This window comes from Nocardia sp. NPDC056611 (genome assembly GCF_042792755.1).
GTDB lineage: Bacteria > Actinomycetota > Actinomycetes > Mycobacteriales > Mycobacteriaceae > Nocardia.
Genome location: NZ_JBHTVV010000001.1, coordinates 1,721,456 through 1,738,388, shown reverse-complemented (window position 1 = coordinate 1,738,388; position 16,933 = coordinate 1,721,456). Strand labels below are relative to the sequence as shown.

The window sequence follows — 16,933 nt, the reverse complement described above, 5'->3', positions numbered from 1 at the left end:
TCCGCCGGCCAGCGAGCACCGCGTCCGGCCTGCTCGCCACTGCCCGCCGCCCGCCCGACTGCCTTCCAACCCGCAACGAATCACGTTGTCCGCGTGGCTCTTTGTGGCCAGCAAACCGGCAGCGTGACACCGATCCCGCCACCACCGGCATCCGACTGACCTGATCGGCTACCACACCCGCACTGTGATCGGTCACACTTACCCGCCGGACTATGACGAAATCATCACTGTGATAACTTGATTCGCGATTCAGGTTGCGGGGGGCAGCGTCGCCGAACCGCCTTCTCACTGGGCGACTCCGCCCCACCCGGCATAGGTGAAACAGATGAATCTGCTCAACCCACTCGACGCCTTCTTCCTCGCGTTCGAATCCCGCGAACATCCCATGCATGTCGGCGCACTACAACTGTTCGAACCGCCCGCGGACGCGGCAGCGGACTTCGCAAACCAGATCTTCGAAGGCATGACCGCCACAGACGAGGTGCGCAGCCGATTCCGACGGCGCCCCGGTCGCATCGCGGGCGGCTTCTCCAAGGTGGCATGGGCAGATACCGACACCGTCGATCTGAGCTACCACCTGCGGCGTTGCTCCCTACCCGCGCCGGGTGGTCTACCCGACCTGCTGGATCTGACCGAGCGGCTGCACGGCACGCTACTGGACCGACACCGGCCGCTTTGGGAAGCGCGGTTCATCGACGGGCTCGAAGACGGCCGGTTCGCCCTCTAGGTGAAGATGCACCACGCGCTCATCGACGGGGTATCCGCCATGCGCCTACTGCGCCGCACGCTCACCGATGACCCGCTCGACACCCGCGTCCGGGCCTCGTGGGGCACGCCGCCGATCAGTCAGGGAACGCCCGAACCCAAAGCCCCATGGAAACAACTCCGCAAAGCGCTACCCCAGATTGTCCGGTCCACCAGGTCAATTGCCGCGCCATTACGCACCCTCGTTGAGGGTCGGCTCACCATGCCGATGACAGCGCCCCGCACGATGCTCAACGTTCCCATCGGCGGAGCACGGCGCATCGCGGCCCGCTCGTGGCCGATCGAACGCATCAGCGCCATCCGCCGAGCCACGGGAGTTACCGTCAACGACGTCGTGCTAGCCATGAGCGCCGCCGCCCTGCGCACCTACCTGCTCGATCACGCAGCATTGCCCGCCGAGCCACTGATCGCCATGGTGCCGATCGATATCCGCGGTGCCGACGACGACGCAAGCGAAGGCAATGTGATCGCCACTTGCCTGGCCAACCTGGCCACTCACATCGACGATCCGGCCCAGCGCTTGCAAGCGATCAGTACCTCCATGCGTGAGAGCAAACAGATCTTCACCCAGTTGCCGACGTTGGATGCGATGAACCTGTCGGCGTTGCTCATGGCCCCACTGAGCCTGACCCTGTTGCCTGGCTTCGACGCCGCGCCGCGCACGCCGTTCAACCTGGTGATCTCGAACGTCCCAGGCTCGCGCACACCCGTCTACATGCAAGGCGCACGCCTCACCAGTAACTACCCGCTGTCGATCCCCTTCGACTCTCAGGCCATGAACATCACCCTCACCACCAACGGCGACAACCTCGACTTCGGCATCGTCGGCTGCCGCCGCACCGTGCCCGATCTCGACAGGTTCCCCGCCCTTCTGGAAACCGGACTCGCAGAACTGGAGCGAACCCTCTCATAGTGCATACTGGCCGGCACCTCACGTCCGGCCGCAGGCGCAGGTTGTCGCACTGCTCCTCGAAATCACCTGCGCCTCAACCTTTCCGCAAGGTTGAAGTTCCAGACAAGCGTTGCTCGTGACGTTGCGAGGGCAGTCGGACAAGCTCGCGCAGCATCCGGTCCGGTCGACCAGAATCGGACCAACGCCACTCGAGCACGGGTCGGCCACCCTGTTTGCCCACCCCTACCAAAAGCGCCTCGACTGCGGCATGCGCCGGGGGTGTCAAGAACTCCCATGCGTCCTCGGCGACCTGCCGCCGGCGTTGGACCTACGACATCAATTGAATTTGACGCCGGGTTCAAATACGCTCGATCATGTCGCCGGGCATGCCTCCCTAGGCAGGAGCGCCCCGCGCACACTCCCGAGTCCCCCTGAATGGAGGTTTTATGACTGTGAAGAACCGAGAGGTCCACCTCGCGGCGCGCCCGCAGGGCGAACCTGTGGCAACAGACTTTCGAATCGTGACTGCTGATGTCCCGGAGCCCCGCAGTGGCCAAGTGGTCGTGCGCAACGATTGGATCTCAGTCGATCCCTACATGCGCTGGCGCATGAACGACGTGAAGTCGTATCTGCCGTCTTTCCGCTTGGACGCGCCCATGGAGGGGGGCGCGGTCGGAACTGTTGTAGCCTCCGGCGTTGACAGCATTCCTATCGGCGCCACTGTGTTGCACGGTCTGGGCTGGCGTGAGTACACGCTGGTGAACGAGCGGTACGTGCAGGTGGTCGACGCCGAGATCGCGCCAGCCTCAAGCTATCTCGGGTCACTCGGCATGCCGGGGCTGACCGCATACGCGGGCCTGAAGGAGGTCGCACCGGTACGGCCCGGTGACACCGTATTCATCTCGGGTGCGGCCGGAGCGGTCGGCGTCATTGCCTGTCGGGTCGCGAAGCATCTGGGGGCGGAGCGCGTCATCGGCTCGGCGGGCGGACCCGAGAAGGCACGGCGGCTGATCGAGGAGTTCGGGTACGACGATGCGATTGACTATCGGGCCGGGAAGGTCGGCGTCCAGCTGCGGGACAACGCCCCGGACGGGATAGACGTCTACTTCGACAATGTCGGCGGCGACCACCTGGAGGCTGCCATCGGAGCCATGCGCGAACATGGGCGAATCGCTTTGTGCGGGGCTATCTCCCAGTACAACGACACCGAGCCGGCGCCGGGCCCGAAGAACCTGACCCTGGCCATCACTCGTCGTTTGTCGTTGCGCGGCTTCATCGTCTTCGACCATCAGCATCTGGCCGACGAGTACGTCGCGCTGGCGGCGGGATGGCTGCGCGACGGATCGCTCGCCACGCCGACCACGATCGTTGACGGAATTGACAACGCGGTCGACGGGTTCCTGGGCCTGCTGCACGGCGCGAACACCGGCAAGATGCTCGTCCGGCTCACCGATGGGGCCCTCTGATGCAGATCAACGGCGCCGTCGCGATCGTCACCGGGGCGGCTGGCGGTATCGGGGCGGCGATCGCGCAACGGCTGCTCGACCATGGCGCATGCGTGCTGCTGACCGATCGAGATGGGGATCGATTGGCCAACACCGTGCGCGAACTCGCCGAAAAGTACCCGGGCGCGGTGTCCGGGCGCTCGGCAGACGCCGCGTTGGAAGCTGACCTGCGCGAGCTGATCGATACCGCCACTGCCGAATTCGGGCCCGTCGACATGTTCTTCGCCAACGCTGGGGTCGGCGGAGGAAGCGGCCTCGATGCCATCGAGGCCGAGTGGATCCAGGCGTTGGAAGTCAACGTGCTAGCGCATGTGCGCGCAGCGCGACAGCTGATCCCTGAATGGCTCGAGCGCGGAAGCGGATACTTCTTCAGCACGGCGTCGGCGGCCGGACTGCTGACCCAGCTCGGGTCAGCCACCTACACGGTGACCAAACACGGCGCGGTCGCGTTCGCGGAATGGCTCGCGGTGACCTACGGCGACCGCGGCATCCGGGTGAGCTGCCTATGCCCGATGGGCGTGAACACCAACCTGCTCACCGGATCCGACAGTGACGATGCGGACCGGCGTACAGCCATGCGAGCCGTCACCGAAGCCGGAACTGTGCTGGAGCCCGAGGACGTAGCCGACCGGGTCATCGAGGCCGTGAAGTCCGAACAGTTCCTCGTACTGCCCCACGAGGAGGTTCGAGAAATGTTGCGATACAAGACATCCAACCATGATCGGTGGATCGAGGGCATGCAACGGTATCGGCGGTCGCTGCAATGAGTACCGCACGCACCGCAGTGTTGTTCGACTTCGGCGGGGTGCTCACCAGCTCCGTCATGACCGCTTTCGCCGAGTTCGGCACGGAGATCGGCGCTCGCCGCCTGCCATTGCGGCTTCTGGCCACCGATCCGGAGAGCAGCGCCCTTCTAGTCGGCCATGAGGAAGGTCGTATCGGGCAGCGGGAATTCGAAGAAGGATTTGCGCGGCGGCTGAACGAGCATGGCGTCCATGTCGAACCGCACCGCCTGGTAGACCGCATCCTGTCACGGCTGCGCCTCGACGAAGAGATGATCCGTCTCGTCGCTGACGTGCGAGCGGCGGGGCATCGGGTCGGGCTGTTGTCGAACTCCCTGGGTGATGACAGCTACTCCGGCGTCGACTTGCTGGGCATGTTCGACGCGGTGACGATCTCCGCCGAGGTCGGCGTCCGGAAACCGTCGCATCGCGCCTACCTCATCGCCTGCGAGCGCCTGGGAGCCCTCCCCGAGGCCACTATCATGATCGATGATCTCGAACTGAACATCACGGCGGCCGAGCGAGCAGGACTCACCGGCATCGTGCATCACGATGCCGTGTCGACCGCGGAGCAGCTCTGGGCTGCGCTATCCCAGACCGGCACGGCTTCCCGCTGAACTCACTACCGACGAGGCGGGTACAGCCTCGTATCGACGATCGGAGGACCAATGGACGTCTTTACTGTGTCCGACCGCGCGCAGCGCTATCAGCGCGATCTGCTCGACTTCATGGACGAATGTGTCTATCCGGCCGAGCCGGAGTACGAGAAGCAAATGGCGACATCGGGCGATCCGCACCACCACCCGCAGATCCTCGAAGACCTGAAAGCAGAGGCGCGCGGGCGCGGCCTGTGGAACCTCTTCCACCCGCATCCTGGACTGGGACCGGGCCTGACCAACCTCGAATACGCTCCACTGGCAGAGATCATGGGCCGCAGCCCCCACCTCGGGCCCGAGGCATGTAACTGCTCCGCCCCGGACACGGGCAACATGGAGGTTCTGACCCTTTTCGGTACGGAGGAACACCGCGAACGCTGGCTGGAGCCGTTGCTCGCGGGCACCATCCGCTCAGCCTTCGCAATGACCGAGCCGGCCGTCGCCAGCTCCGACGCCACCAATATTCAGCTCCGCATGGAGCGAGACGGCGACCACTACGTGCTCAATGGTCGAAAGTGGTTCGCCTCCAACGCATTGCACAAGAACTGCAAGGTCCTCATCGTCATGGGGAAGACCGATCCGGATGCGCCGACACATCGGCAGCAGTCCATGATGGTGGTGCCCATCGACGCGCCCGGCATCACGGTGGTGCGCAATCTGCCGGTGTTCGGCTACGCCGATCGCGAGGGCCACGCCGAGGTCGACTTCACAGATGTGCGAGTCCCAGTCGCCGATGTGCTGAAGGGCGAAGGTGAAGGTTTCGCCATTAGCCAAGCGCGGCTGGGGCCCGGCCGGATCCACCACTGCATGCGCGCCATCGGCATGGCCGAACGCGCCCTGGAACTGATGTGCGCCCGGGCCGAAACGCGAATCACCTTCGGGCAGAAGCTCAGCGAGCGCGCCAACATCCAGGACTGGATCGCCGAGGCTCGCATCGACATCGAGCGGACACGTCTGCTGACATTAAAGGCAGCCTGGATGATGGACACCGTCGGAAACAAGGCTGCCCGGACCGAGATCGCAGCGATCAAAGTCGCCGCGCCCGAGATGGCATTGCGCATCGTGGACCGGGCCATCCAGGTACACGGCGGTGCGGGTGTTACCGAGGACTTCCCGCTCGCCAGCATGTACGCACACCTCCGGACGCTCCGGCTTGCGGACGGGCCCGACGAGGTTCACAAGCGGACAATTGCACAGATCGAACTCCGAAAGGCCCGCGTCCACACGGCGGCCGGCGCGTAGGGAGCCGAAATATGCACACCGACAACGAAACCGAACTGATCCGCGCCACCCCGGACGGCGGGTTCGAACTCGACCAAATTGCGTTCGCGAAATGGGCGGCGACACTCGGGGAGGCCTGCACTCTGCCGGCACGAGCGGACCGGGTGGGGATGGGTCAGTCCAATCTGACCTTTTGTATCAGCGACGCGGAAGGCCGGAACTGGGTGCTGCGGCGCCCGCCCCTGGGCCATCTCCTTGCCTCCGCGCACGACGTGGCGCGGGAGGCACGCGTCCTATCGGCGCTCGCGCCGACCGATGTCCCGGTGCCACGCATACTCGACGTGCGCCACGAGGGCGAGATCGCGCTGGTGCTCATGGAGCATGTCGACGGCATTGTCCTCGACCGGATCGAGAACGCCGAACAGCTGACCCCCGCCCTGCGCCGCACAGCGGGAATCTCCTTGGTGCACAACCTTGCCCGCATCCACGCGGTGGATCTCGACGCAACCGGACTCGCCGACCTGGCCAGTCACAAACCGTATGCTGAGCGTCAGCTCAAACGCTGGTCCGCACAATGGGAGACGTCGAAGACACGGCAGCTCCCGCTGTTGGACCAGGTCACCGAGCGGCTCGTCGCAGCCATCCCCGAGCAGCTCGAAGTGACGCTCGTCCATGGTGACTTCAACATCCGCAACGTCATCACAGCACCGGAGAGCGGCGAAGTCGCCGCGGTTCTCGACTGGGAGCTGTGCACACTCGGCGACCCGCTTGCCGATGTGGGGGGCCTGCTTGCCTACTGGCCGGCCCTGGGCGAGCTGGCGATCGCGGATATGGCGATGTGCACCCTGCCGGGTTTCCCATCTCGCGCCGAACTGGTCGAGGAGTACCTTGCCGCCACTGGCCGTGACCGGCGTGCCCTTGGATTCTGGCACACCCTTGCCCTGTGGAAGCTCGCGATAATCGCCGAGGGTGTCCTGCGCCGCGCCCAGAACGATCCGCGCAACCGCGCGGCCGCGGGCGCACCGACTCGCGAACTGGTCGAGGGCCTCGTACAAGCGGCGGACCGCGTCGCGGCAGAAGCCGGCCTTTGATCGGAACCTTCGCGAACTGACCTGTGCAGCAGGTGAGTTCGCTTCCGCACAAGAACTGACATTGCGGCGTATGTCCGGACCGGGAAGGCCGTCTCCCCCGGCATCCCAGTCCGGACGCACTGATAACCCGACCCCAGCGGCCATTCCGCCGGTGATCGGGGAACGCTCCACCCAGCAAGAAAGAACACCTATGAACGCCGACGACCAAAGGATCATCGATTTCGCCCTGCTCTGGCAGCCGTTCGGAGGTCCACCCGCCGAGGAACTGCTGGTCGATTTCGGTCTCACTCCGCGCCAGTTCCACACTCGAGTCAAATCCATACTCTCTGAGCGAGGTACACGCACTGACCTACCGCTGCGGCAGCACGCACGCGCTGTGCTGCGCTCATCCCTCGACCCCTCACCTGGACATCGCCGAGGATGACGCACCCCTTAGTTGAGTCCGCCCGAGCGATACAGCGCGCCGGTCATCAAGGTCGCTAATGTCCGCGCGAACGCGGCACGGGCGTCGATGCGGAGTGCGGCCAGGTCAGGGTCGGCATCGTAAGCTGCGACAGTGCTCGCGGCAGGACGAGCGTGCGCGTACAACCCGCCAGCCAACGCCACACCCATCAAGCAAATCGACCAGGCGTTATCGCCGAGTTCAGGCACCACCCCGCGGACTTGCGCGGCGAGGTTCGCAAGGTTCGCCAACGTGGAGCGTTTGTACCGCACGACGACTTCGACTGACACGTTGTGCTCGAGTACTCCTGCTTGAGCACTCACCAGGTCGCAGAGCACGGTGTGGTCTTGCAACGAACCACTGAGGACGGCAGCGAGCCGATCGATCCGTTCGATCACCGGCTGCCCAGGGTCAGTCATGGAGGGCAACTCATCCGCCAGCTCGGCAAGCCATCGACGAAATCCCTGGTCGAGAAGTTCGAGGAGGATCTCCTCACGAGATTCGAAGTAGCGCAAAACATTCGACTTCGCCAACCCAACTCGGCGGGCCAGATCGTTAAGGCTCAGATCCGCTACGGGCATCTCATCGAGCATGACCGCGGCGGTATCCAGAATCGCGCGCCGCCGTATATCCCGCTGCTCTGCGGTACGCGCCCTCTGGAATCCCACCTGCCGATGGTACATACCATCGTGCGCGGCAAATCCACAGCCAGGACCAGCCGTAATCGGAACCGAGGCAACCGACGCCGGACCGGCGACAGCTCGTAGCGGCGCGGATGGGACGCCCGAGCAGATGCCCGATCTACACCGCCCCAACCACACAGCCCCGCTACGGCCCAGCCTGCCGACGCCAGCCCGTTGACTACAGACCGATGGTCTCTTAATGTTGGGTAAATCACAACAAGAGACTGCGGGTCTGTAATTGTCGGCGGATCCCCTGCAACGGAGGAGCTATGGCGTACAAGTGGAGCGAAGACGACCTTCCCGCACAGCAGGACCGGCTCGCGGTGGTAACCGGAGCCAACACCGGACTGGGTTTCGAAACCGCACGGATGCTCGCCGTGCACGGAGCCTCGGTCGTGCTGGCCGTCCGTGACATCGAGAAGGGCAAGCAAGCCGTCGCACGCATCGCCGATGTCGTGCCGTCCGCGCGACTGAGTGTCCTCCATCTCGACCTGGCGTCGCTCGAATCGGTACGCGAGGCCGCCGCCGAACTACGCGCTGCGCACCCGAAAATCGACCTTCTGATCAACAACGCCGGGTTGATGTATCCGCCGCGCCAGAACACGCAGGACGGATACGAACTGCAATTCGGCACCAACCACCTCGGGCATTTCGCACTGACTGGCCTCGTGCTCGATCTCGTGCTGAAGGCTCCGAACTCTCGCGTAGTCTCGGTGGCCAGCCTCGCCCACCGCTTCCGCGGCAAGATTCATTTCGATGACCTGCAGTGGGAGAGGTCCTACGACCGGGTTGGAGCTTACGGCCAGTCCAAGTTGGCGAACTTGATGTTCACCTACGAACTACAGCGCCGGCTGACCGCACACGGCGCCACGACCGTGGCGGTCGCGGCTCATCCGGGCGGGTCGAACACGGAGTTGATGCGCAACTCCCCCGCCGTGGTTCGGTGGCTCGCACCATTTGTGGCACCACTGTTCACGCAGAATGCGGCCATGGGCGCTCTGCCTACACTGCGTGCGGCCACCGATCCGGGTGTGATTGGCGGCCAATACTACGGTCCCGGTGGCGTTGGCGAGGTCCGGGGACATCCGCGAGTCGTCTCCTCCAACAAGCGATCCCACGACGTATCGGTTCAGAAGCGCTTGTGGTCCGTTTCCGAACAGTTGACCGGGGTTAGGTACGAGGTCTGAAGCTCTGGGCGCAGGACAGCGGGTCGCTACGTTGACCCTCGCCCTGCCGGAAACCGGCGTGTGTCGAAGTAGTGCCGGTCGCAATCGACGTGCGCAGCGTGACCGCCGAGTGGAGGGGACTCGGCGGTCACGCGCAAATCGCTTCGCGGTCGCATTGGCCCTCAGGTGGCGGGCAGGTCGATCAGTTCCGCGAGCCGTGCATGATGCTTTTCCGGGGTGCCCAGGGCGATCTGATCCGCCTTTGCCCGCTTCAGGTAGAGGTGCGCGGGGTGTTCCCAGGTCATACCTATGCCGCCGTGTAGTTGGACGCATTCCTCCGCGGCGAGCACCGCGATATCGGAACAATATGCCTGTGCAATGGATGCGGCAATCGCGCTATCCGCGTCGCCGGCCGCAGCTGTGGCAGCCGCATATCGCGCTGCGGCACGGGCGGATTCAACCTGAGTGAACAGATCCGCCAGGCGGTGCTTGAGGGCCTGGAAGCCGCCGACGACCCGGCCGAACTGCTTGCGTACCTTCAGATATTCGAGTGTGCTGTCCAAACACCAGTGAGCGAGTCCGACTTGCTCAGAAGCTAGCAGTGCCGCGCCGGTTTCCAGTGCGCGCGCCACCGCCGCCCGCGCGGCGTCGCCGCCGGCGATCGGTTCGCCGGTCGCTCCTGTGACATCGATATCGGCCACTGGCCGCGACATGTCGAGCGAGACAACGAGTTTGATACGAGCCTGGTCTGCGGGTACGGAATAGATCTGGAAGCCGTCCGGTGACTCCGCCGGGACCAACAGCACTTCGGCCCAATCCGCACCGGCCACCGATCGGATCTGCCCGTGCAGTACGCCTCCCGAATCGGCGGTCACGGTTGCTCGCGAAGTCGAGGGACCGGTGGCGAACGGCACAGCCAGCGCCGCAACCGTCCCGCTGGCCACACGGCCCACCAGATCATGAGCCTGCGCAGCCAGCACGGTCGTCATGGCGATTACCGCGCTGGTCAGAAACGGCACCGGCACGACCGACCGTCCGAGTTCTTCGACCACCACGGCGGCCTCTCGTGTGGTCGCACCTGCGCCGCCGTATTCCTCAGGTGCGAGCAGGCCCGCCAATCCGAGTTCACCCGCCAGGGTGGTCCACAGGTCGCTGTCCACCACACCGCTGTCATAGAGGGCGATGACACTTGCGGCGGATAGCTTGCGCGCCAGAGCGGCTCGCACGCTGGCGCGCAATTCCTCTTCGACCTCGGTGTACAGCAGGTTCGCATCCGAGGTCATCGAGTCAGGTCCTTCCACGGTATGTCTTTGTCGGCGCGCGGCTCCGGCGGCAGACCCAGGATCCGTTCCGCGACGATGTTGCGCAGCACCTCAGATGTCCCGCCTTCGATGGAGTTTCCCTTGGCTCGTAGGTACCGGTATCCGGCGTCGCGGCCGGTCATGTCCACTTGCTCGGGTTGCCGGAATGTCCAGTCGCTGTACCGCAGCCCATCGTCGGCCAGGAGCTCGAGTTCGAGCGCACTGAGCTCCTGCGCGATTCGCGCGAAGGTCAGTTTCATGGCCGCGCCTTCCTGGCCGGGCTGCCCAGCGGCGAGCTTCTGACTCAGGCGCTTGCCGGTCAGGCGAGCGACTTCGGCTTCCACCCACAGGCGCAGCAGCCGCCCATGCAATCCTGGGGTCCGCAATTCGGGTCGGCGTCGCCAGGTGCGGGCAACCACACCGACCATGCCGCCCTCCCTGGGAGTGTCGCGGCCACCGATGGCGACCCGCTCGTTCATCAGCGTCGCGTTGGCCACCTGCCAGCCCTGGCCCTCGGCTCCAACCCGGCGAGTGTCCGGCACCCGGACATCGGTGAGGAACACCTCGTTGAATTCTGCTTCGCCGGTAATCTGGCGCAGTGGCCGCACCTCCACGCCGGGATCGCGCATATCGCAGAGGAAGTAGGTGATTCCCGCGTGTTTGGCCGCGCCTGGATCGGTACGAGCGATCAGAATGGCCCAGTGCGCGTTCTGCGCCCCGGAGGTCCACACCTTCTGCCCATTGACGATCCAGTCACCACCGTCGCGCACCGCACGCGTGGACAGTCCCGCCAGGTCCGAGCCCGCACCAGGCTCACTGAACAGCTGACACCAGGTTTCTTCACCGGTGAACAGCGGGCGCAGGAATCGTTGCTTCTGCTCAGCGGTGCCGAACGCGAGAATGGTCGGCGCAGCCATACCGAGGCCGATGATGTTGCGTCCCGGGTTGTTGTCGGGCGCTCCTGCAGCAGTGAGCAAGGCATCGACGTAGCTCTGCAACGCGCGTGGCATCCCGAGGCCGCCGAGGCCCACCGGGAAATGCACCCAGGCGAGCCCCGCGTCGAAGCGGGCCCGTAGGAAGATCACGGGATCGGTGGTTTTCGGATCGTGGTCGGTGAGCAGTTTCGTGACACGGTCACTCAGCTCGTCTTTCATCGTGTTGGTCATTCCTCGTCCAGTGTCATCGCGGGTCAAGGCACCAGTACCGAGACGGTGTCAGCAACGCACGCGGGCTTGTCGCTGCCGTCGCGGTCGATGGTCACGCGGGCTGTCAGTTGCACGCCCGCAGCAGTCTGCTTCAGCCCCACCAGTTCCACCCCGGCACGTACTTTGCTGCCCACGGGCACCGGAGACGGGAAGCGAACTTTGTCGCTGCCGTAGTTGATACCCATCCGTATCCCATCGACGCGATATACCTGCGACACCAGCAAGGGCAGCAGCGACAGGGTTAGGTAGCCGTGGGCGATGGTCGTTCCGAACGGCCCGGACGCGGCTTTCACCGGGTCGATGTGTATCCACTGCTGGTCACCGGTGACGGCGGCGAACAAGTCGACCTGGTTCTGGCTGACGGTGTGCCAGTCGCTGTAACCGAGATGGTCACCGACGGCCTGCTCGAGTTCGGCGATTCCGTTGAATACCTTCATGATTCGCTCCAATGCCAGATCAGGTGGTGGGGCCGCCGGCCACGTATATCACTTGACCGCTGACGTAGGAGGCGCCCTCGCTGGTGAAGAACGACACCGCGTGCGCGATGTCGTCCGGAGTACCAGGACGGTTCACCGGGATGCGCTCGACCAACGTCTTGGTGAGTTCCTCGAACGAGACTCCCATACGGGCGGCCGTAGCTTGAGTCATCTCGGTTGCGATGAAACCGGGCGCGATGGCGTTCACAGTAACCCCGAACCGGCCTAGCTCAAGGGCAAGGGTTTTCGTGAATCCCTGGAGTCCGGCCTTTGCGGCGGAATAGTTGACCTGACCGCGGTTGCCGAGCGCCGACGTGCTCGACAGGTTGACGATACGGCCCCACTTCGCCTCGGTCATGTACTTCTGGGTCGCCCGGCTCATCAGGAATGCGCCGCGCAGGTGCACGTTCATCACTGCGTCCCAGTCCGTGACCGTCATTTTGAACAGTAGGTTGTCGCGCAAGATACCCGCGTTGTTCACCAACACAGTCGGTGCGCCCAGTTCAGAGGCGACCCGTTCCACGGCGGCGGTGACGGCCTCCTCGTCGGAGACATCGGCCCCGACGGCCAACCCACGGCCACCAACCGATTCGAACTCGGCGACAACGGATTTGCATGCCTGCTCATCGAGGTCCAGGACGGCTACAGCGAATCCGTCATGCGCCAGACGCCGCGCGGTCGCCGCGCCGATTCCCCGCGCCGCACCGGTAACGATGGCGGTACGATTTTGCTCGCCACTCATAATGTTTTCTCCTCCAACGGAATTCGTTCAATCGAGTCACTCATGAGATGATGGTGACGCGGCCCACCGTCTCGCCGTCGGCGAGCCTCTGCAACGCCGTAGCCGCGTCCTCCAGCGGCAGCCGTTCGCTGATCAGGGGCTTCACCACGCCCTCCCGCGCCATCTGAGTGAGCTCGGAGTGGCACTCGCGGACTGCGGCGGGGTCCGCCCAGCGATACAGCCCCCAGTGCAGACCGAGAATCGAATAGTTCTTCACCAGTGCGTGATTCAGCGCGGCTGACTGGATCTGCCCGCCTGCGAACCCGACAACCAGAATGCGGCCCTCGAACGCAATGCATTTGGTGGAGCGCTGATACACCTCGCCGCCGACCGGGTCATAGATCACGTCTGCGCCCCGTCCGCTCGTGACTTCCTTCACGACCTGCACGAAGTCCTGCACGCTGCGGTCGACCACAATGTCAGCGCCGAGGGCGTGGGCCACTTCAGCTTTCGCCGATCCGCGGACGACAGCGATGACCCGGGCACCTGCGGCCTTGCCCAGCTGCACGGCTGCGCTGCCCACGCCCCCGGCGGCGGCGTGCACCAGCAAAGTCTCGCCCGGTTGCAGATGCGCCCGCCGATGCAACCCGAACCACCCAGTTTGATAGCCGATATAGAAGGCCGCAGCTTCGGCGTCGTCCAATGCTGTAGGGGCTGGGAACGCGTCGTTGGCGTCCATGATGGCGAATTCGGCGAAACCTCCCGAGGGCGGTACGACTCCGCCGAGCACTCGGTCCCCGATCGCGAACCCGGTTACGTCCGCGCCGACCCCCGTGACCTCGCCGCACAGTTCCACGCCAGGTGTGAATGGCAGTTCGGGCTTGATCTGATATTCGCCCCGGCACATCAGGACATCCGGGAAATTCGCCGCCGCGGCGCGAGTCCGCAACACCAGCTGACCGGGACCGGGATTCGGTTCTTCGATGTCGACGAGCCGCATGGCCGTCGAGGGTTCACCGAGTTCCGTCACCCGCCAAGCCTTCACTCCGCACCTCCGGCAAGGGTCACGCCGCCGTCGACGACTACAAGCTGACCGGTTATCCACGCCGCATCAGCCGACAGCAGGAAGGCCGCCACGCTGCCGATGTCCTGGGGCTCACCGAGTCGCTTGAGCGGATACTGTTGCGCCAGTTGCTGCTCCCTGCCTTCGTAGAGCGCAGTCGCGAACTGGGTTTTCACGACCGCTGGCGCGATCGCGTTGACTCGGACGTTCGGCCCCAACTCCACCGCCAGCTGCTGCGTGATGTGCACAAGCATGGCCTTAGTCGCACCGTAGAACCCGATGCCTGGCGCCACCTGGATTCCGGCTATCGAGGCGATGTTCACGATCGCGCCGCCGTGTTCTCCCATCCACGCCTTGTGCGCCTGCTGCACCCAGGAGATCGCGGCCAGACAATTGACCTCCACTGTCTTGCGCGCCGCCGTTAGATCGAGATCGAGCATTGCCCCATAGACCGGATTGATACCAGCATTGTTGACCAGCAGATCGACCGAGCCGAAACTCTCGAGCGTGCGTTGCATCGCTTCGGCTTGGTGCTCGACATCATCAGCGCGGCCGGCGACACCTATGGCCTGGTTCTTGAAGCCGAGTTCGGCGACCGCTTCGTCGAGATCCTCCTGCTTGCGAGCAGTCACGCACACACGCGCCCCTTCGGCCACCAATCGCTGGGCGATAGCGAATCCGATGCCGCGGCTGGCGCCGGTAACGATGGCAACTTTGCCGTCGAAACGTCCCATTCAGAAAGCCCTTCCAGAATCCTGCCCCTAGGAACAGCCTCACCGAACTTGATTCTGACGTCAACTTCAAAGTTGGTGCGCGGACGTGACCTCGATCACGACTGGATTCCGAGACCCCGCGGAAGCGACTGGCGATGCGGTGCGAAATCAGCACGGCGACCGCCTCCGCCGCGGCACGCTACCGAAAGCCGAGGCAGGGCCTTCGATACGAAATGGGGTATCGCTCGTCGCGTCTGGCCACGTACACAGGACGACGAGCGGCATCCCAGGGTGCAACTCAGCGACTCCCGACCCGAACGGCTTGCTCGGCAGAGGCGGTCGCCGTGGTTTTACGTCGGGATGGCAGAAGTGTCGCGATGACGATCGCTCCAACGGCAAGCGTTTGCGGCCCCGATCCAGATCGGTATGCGAAACCGCCTGAGCGAAGGCGGAATTCGCAACCGACACCAAGTCGGCTGCGGGCTGCTGCGCCCCGGCCACGGCCAGGCGTTGCGCGACGCCGAGCGCGCCGCCAACCGAGTCTTGCACAACCTCGGCGGCATCCGCAGGCAGCCGGCCCGCGATGGCTGAGCCGAGTTCGTCCCGGTAGGCAGTCGACAGCAGCGAGCCTAGGATGGCGATGTCCAGCGTGCCGCCCAATTCCACGGAGGCGTCGTTCACCGCGCCGCCGACGCCCAGAAGTTGTTCGGGGAACGCGTCCATGATGGCGTCGGTGGCGGGCGAAACGCTGAGGCCCATGGCCACTCCGAACAGCATCAGCAAAGGAAGGGCAGGTACCAGATTCGGCGCTCACACGAGACGACAGCGGCAGCGCTCCCGCTCCGACCCCAACAGCATGCCCAGCGTCACCACAGTGCGCAGTCCGAGACGGGGTGCCAGACCGCCGGTAATCGCTGCACCCGTGAAAAACGGCTAGCCTCGGTACACCAGCATGGCGCCGAGCTGGTGCGTGAAGGCCAGCGCACAGCGGTCTTCTCCGACCATATGCCGGCCGAAGTCCTTTCGCTCATCCTCTCCGCGATAGTGGTCGCACTGCTGAAGACGCGCAATGACGAGACCTGGAACGTCGAGGATCCGGCAATAGCGGCAGCGAGTAGTTGTCTGACTGCCCTGGGGATACCACCAGCAGAAGCGTGGTCGATAGCACGCACTGCCGCCGAGTTGGAGAGCATGGCGCGAGGGCCCCAACATTAGTGTCGACGGAGATCGTTCACAGCCGGATCCCTAAGCCGTAAGCAGATTTGGGGCCGGTGAGCCCGCACACGCCGCACGCTGCAGCCACGCCTTGGGATCGCAGCGGACAAGCATGCCAACCGAGACGAAACAACGCTCAACGAGGATCGGCCGGGGCTCGGTTCAGCTCGTTGCTGTCGTGGTAATGGGTGCTGACGGCGCCTAGAACGAGGCTATGAGCAGGCCGAGGAGGGTCATCCAGAGCGGGAACTGCTGTTGTGTCAGGGAGTTCTCTCAAGACCCAATGCGTTGAACCAGATTCGGTTCAAGGTCTCCACTAGGGTGTCGAAGGCGATCTTCTGCCCTTCTACGAACACCAGGTAGGCCATCCTGCTCATCATGCTTGACAATGCTTGCGCGGTGACCCATGCGTTCAGCTCAGCGTCTGCCAAGCCGGTTTCCTGCAAGGTGCGGATCATGGTGGCATTGCGTTCGAAGATGACTGTCGCACGTTCATAACGCAAGGTCCGGAACTGCTCATCGATATTCGAAACTTGTTCGAGCACAGCCATCAACCGGGCGTTGCGCCGATAGGATTTGAGATATTCCAGATTGGCCGCGGCGATGAGCTCACACGGATCACAGATTCCTGCACGCTCACGTATGTGCGGGTGCAGCATTTCTTCCCGCATCCGCCGCACGACCTCAGCGAAGATCTCTTCTTTGCTGTCGAAGTAGGTGTAGAACGAGCCGGATGCCATACCGGCGGTCTTGGATATGTCCGCGACACGGGCGTCAAGGAAGCCGTCTCGTTCGAATACTTCACGAGCCGCGGTCACCAGCGCGGCCCGAGTCCGCGCTCCCCGCTTGGTCTTCGGGACAACCCGACCGGGCTGCTCCTCCACATCCTGCTGGGCGTCCACCATCTCGCTTCGTTATCGTCCGGCCACTATTTGATGTCCAGGATCGTAACAGCGCGCGGATCGTCAGCCACTCAGCGCCGTGCGACGCAACGCCGCTCGACGGACCGTGACCGGTTCCGGGTGTTCCGGCATAT

15 protein-coding genes and 1 pseudogene are annotated in these 16,933 nt (G+C 64.3%); 7 read left to right on the top strand and 9 right to left on the bottom strand.

What is annotated here, in order from left to right:
- Positions 1-325 precede the first annotated feature (325 nt).
- From ACFRAQ_RS07985 to ACFRAQ_RS07960, 6 genes and pseudogenes are all read left to right on the top strand, one after another.
- Positions 326-1,678 (top strand): annotated as a pseudogene (locus tag ACFRAQ_RS07985) (wax ester/triacylglycerol synthase family O-acyltransferase).
- A 425-nt stretch (positions 1,679-2,103) separates the two neighbouring features.
- Positions 2,104-3,123, top strand: a complete 1,020-nt coding sequence (locus ACFRAQ_RS07980) for an NADP-dependent oxidoreductase (RefSeq protein ID WP_379095580.1) — start codon at positions 2,104-2,106, stop codon at positions 3,121-3,123.
- Positions 3,123-3,929 carry an SDR family oxidoreductase gene (locus ACFRAQ_RS07975; RefSeq protein WP_379095577.1) on the top strand — a complete coding sequence of 269 codons (807 nt, stop codon included), beginning with the start codon at positions 3,123-3,125 and terminating at the stop codon, positions 3,927-3,929. Before ACFRAQ_RS07980 ends, ACFRAQ_RS07975 begins: the two co-directional genes overlap by 1 nt.
- Entirely contained in the window at positions 3,926-4,561 is a 636-nt protein-coding gene (locus ACFRAQ_RS07970; protein ID WP_379095574.1) for an HAD family hydrolase, read from the top strand. The genes ACFRAQ_RS07975 and ACFRAQ_RS07970 overlap by 4 nt, the downstream gene beginning before the upstream one ends.
- A gap of 51 nt (positions 4,562-4,612) precedes the next feature.
- Positions 4,613-5,842: an acyl-CoA dehydrogenase family protein gene (locus tag ACFRAQ_RS07965; RefSeq protein ID WP_379095571.1), complete on the top strand. Its 1,230-nt coding sequence runs from the start codon at positions 4,613-4,615 to the stop codon at positions 5,840-5,842.
- 11 nt (positions 5,843-5,853) lie between these two features.
- Positions 5,854-6,912, top strand: a complete 1,059-nt coding sequence (locus ACFRAQ_RS07960; RefSeq protein WP_379095568.1) for a phosphotransferase family protein — start codon at positions 5,854-5,856, stop codon at positions 6,910-6,912.
- Positions 6,913-7,344: 432 nt separating this feature from the next.
- Here the strand turns inward: ACFRAQ_RS07960 and ACFRAQ_RS07955 are convergent, their stop codons facing one another.
- A complete protein-coding gene (locus ACFRAQ_RS07955) occupies positions 7,345-8,022 on the bottom strand; it encodes a TetR/AcrR family transcriptional regulator (protein WP_379095565.1) in 678 nt (225 codons plus the stop codon).
- A gap of 284 nt (positions 8,023-8,306) precedes the next feature.
- On the opposite strand from ACFRAQ_RS07955, the gene ACFRAQ_RS07950 reads away from it, so the two are divergent.
- On the top strand, positions 8,307-9,224 hold the full coding sequence (locus ACFRAQ_RS07950; protein WP_379095562.1) for an SDR family NAD(P)-dependent oxidoreductase: 918 nt from the start codon (positions 8,307-8,309) through the stop codon (positions 9,222-9,224).
- A gap of 161 nt (positions 9,225-9,385) precedes the next feature.
- On the opposite strand, the gene ACFRAQ_RS07945 is transcribed toward ACFRAQ_RS07950, so the two are convergent.
- The 8 genes from ACFRAQ_RS07945 to ACFRAQ_RS07910 all read right to left on the bottom strand — a co-directional run bounded on the left by ACFRAQ_RS07945 (position 9,386) and on the right by ACFRAQ_RS07910 (position 16,802).
- Positions 9,386-10,486, bottom strand: coding sequence for an acyl-CoA dehydrogenase family protein (locus ACFRAQ_RS07945; RefSeq protein WP_379095559.1), 1,101 nt, complete (start codon positions 10,484-10,486; stop codon positions 9,386-9,388).
- Entirely contained in the window at positions 10,483-11,670 is a 1,188-nt protein-coding gene (locus ACFRAQ_RS07940) for an acyl-CoA dehydrogenase family protein (RefSeq protein WP_379095895.1), read from the bottom strand. Before ACFRAQ_RS07940 ends, ACFRAQ_RS07945 begins: the two co-directional genes overlap by 4 nt.
- 23 nt (positions 11,671-11,693) lie before the next feature.
- Positions 11,694-12,146 carry a MaoC family dehydratase gene (locus tag ACFRAQ_RS07935; protein ID WP_379095555.1) on the bottom strand — a complete coding sequence of 151 codons (453 nt, stop codon included), beginning with the start codon at positions 12,144-12,146 and terminating at the stop codon, positions 11,694-11,696.
- 19 nt (positions 12,147-12,165) lie between these two features.
- Positions 12,166-12,927: a 3-oxoacyl-ACP reductase FabG gene (fabG, locus tag ACFRAQ_RS07930; protein WP_379095552.1), complete on the bottom strand. Its 762-nt coding sequence runs from the start codon at positions 12,925-12,927 to the stop codon at positions 12,166-12,168.
- A 40-nt stretch (positions 12,928-12,967) separates the two neighbouring features.
- Complete coding sequence (locus ACFRAQ_RS07925) at positions 12,968-13,951, bottom strand: NADPH:quinone oxidoreductase family protein (RefSeq protein ID WP_379095549.1); 984 nt, start codon at positions 13,949-13,951, stop codon at positions 12,968-12,970.
- A complete protein-coding gene (locus tag ACFRAQ_RS07920) occupies positions 13,948-14,703 on the bottom strand; it encodes an SDR family oxidoreductase (protein ID WP_379095546.1) in 756 nt (251 codons plus the stop codon). Before ACFRAQ_RS07920 ends, ACFRAQ_RS07925 begins: the two co-directional genes overlap by 4 nt.
- 147 nt (positions 14,704-14,850) lie before the next feature.
- Positions 14,851-15,459: a hypothetical protein gene (locus tag ACFRAQ_RS07915; RefSeq protein WP_379095543.1), complete on the bottom strand. Its 609-nt coding sequence runs from the start codon at positions 15,457-15,459 to the stop codon at positions 14,851-14,853.
- 698 nt (positions 15,460-16,157) lie between these two features.
- Entirely contained in the window at positions 16,158-16,802 is a 645-nt protein-coding gene (locus ACFRAQ_RS07910; protein ID WP_379095540.1) for a TetR/AcrR family transcriptional regulator, read from the bottom strand.
- Between the last annotated feature and the right edge of the window lie 131 nt (positions 16,803-16,933).

Excerpts from the sequence above, each read along its gene's own strand:
- ACFRAQ_RS07975 (WP_379095577.1), top strand. The coding sequence starts at position 3,123 with ATGCAGATCAACGGCGCCGTCGCGATCGTCACCGGGGCGGCTGGCGGT.
- ACFRAQ_RS07940 (WP_379095895.1), bottom strand. The coding sequence starts at position 11,670 with ATGACCAACACGATGAAAGACGAGCTGAGTGACCGTGTCACGAAACTG.
- ACFRAQ_RS07970 (WP_379095574.1), top strand. The coding sequence starts at position 3,926 with ATGAGTACCGCACGCACCGCAGTGTTGTTCGACTTCGGCGGGGTGCTC.
- ACFRAQ_RS07910 (WP_379095540.1), bottom strand. The coding sequence starts at position 16,802 with ATGGTGGACGCCCAGCAGGATGTGGAGGAGCAGCCCGGTCGGGTTGTC.
- ACFRAQ_RS07950 (WP_379095562.1), top strand. The coding sequence starts at position 8,307 with ATGGCGTACAAGTGGAGCGAAGACGACCTTCCCGCACAGCAGGACCGG.
- ACFRAQ_RS07920 (WP_379095546.1), bottom strand. The coding sequence starts at position 14,703 with ATGGGACGTTTCGACGGCAAAGTTGCCATCGTTACCGGCGCCAGCCGC.
- ACFRAQ_RS07915 (WP_379095543.1), bottom strand. The coding sequence starts at position 15,459 with ATGCTGTTCGGAGTGGCCATGGGCCTCAGCGTTTCGCCCGCCACCGAC.
- fabG (WP_379095552.1), bottom strand. The coding sequence starts at position 12,927 with ATGAGTGGCGAGCAAAATCGTACCGCCATCGTTACCGGTGCGGCGCGG.
- ACFRAQ_RS07935 (WP_379095555.1), bottom strand. The coding sequence starts at position 12,146 with ATGAAGGTATTCAACGGAATCGCCGAACTCGAGCAGGCCGTCGGTGAC.
- ACFRAQ_RS07980 (WP_379095580.1), top strand. The coding sequence starts at position 2,104 with ATGACTGTGAAGAACCGAGAGGTCCACCTCGCGGCGCGCCCGCAGGGC.
- ACFRAQ_RS07960 (WP_379095568.1), top strand. The coding sequence starts at position 5,854 with ATGCACACCGACAACGAAACCGAACTGATCCGCGCCACCCCGGACGGC.
- ACFRAQ_RS07965 (WP_379095571.1), top strand. The coding sequence starts at position 4,613 with ATGGACGTCTTTACTGTGTCCGACCGCGCGCAGCGCTATCAGCGCGAT.
- ACFRAQ_RS07945 (WP_379095559.1), bottom strand. The coding sequence starts at position 10,486 with ATGACCTCGGATGCGAACCTGCTGTACACCGAGGTCGAAGAGGAATTG.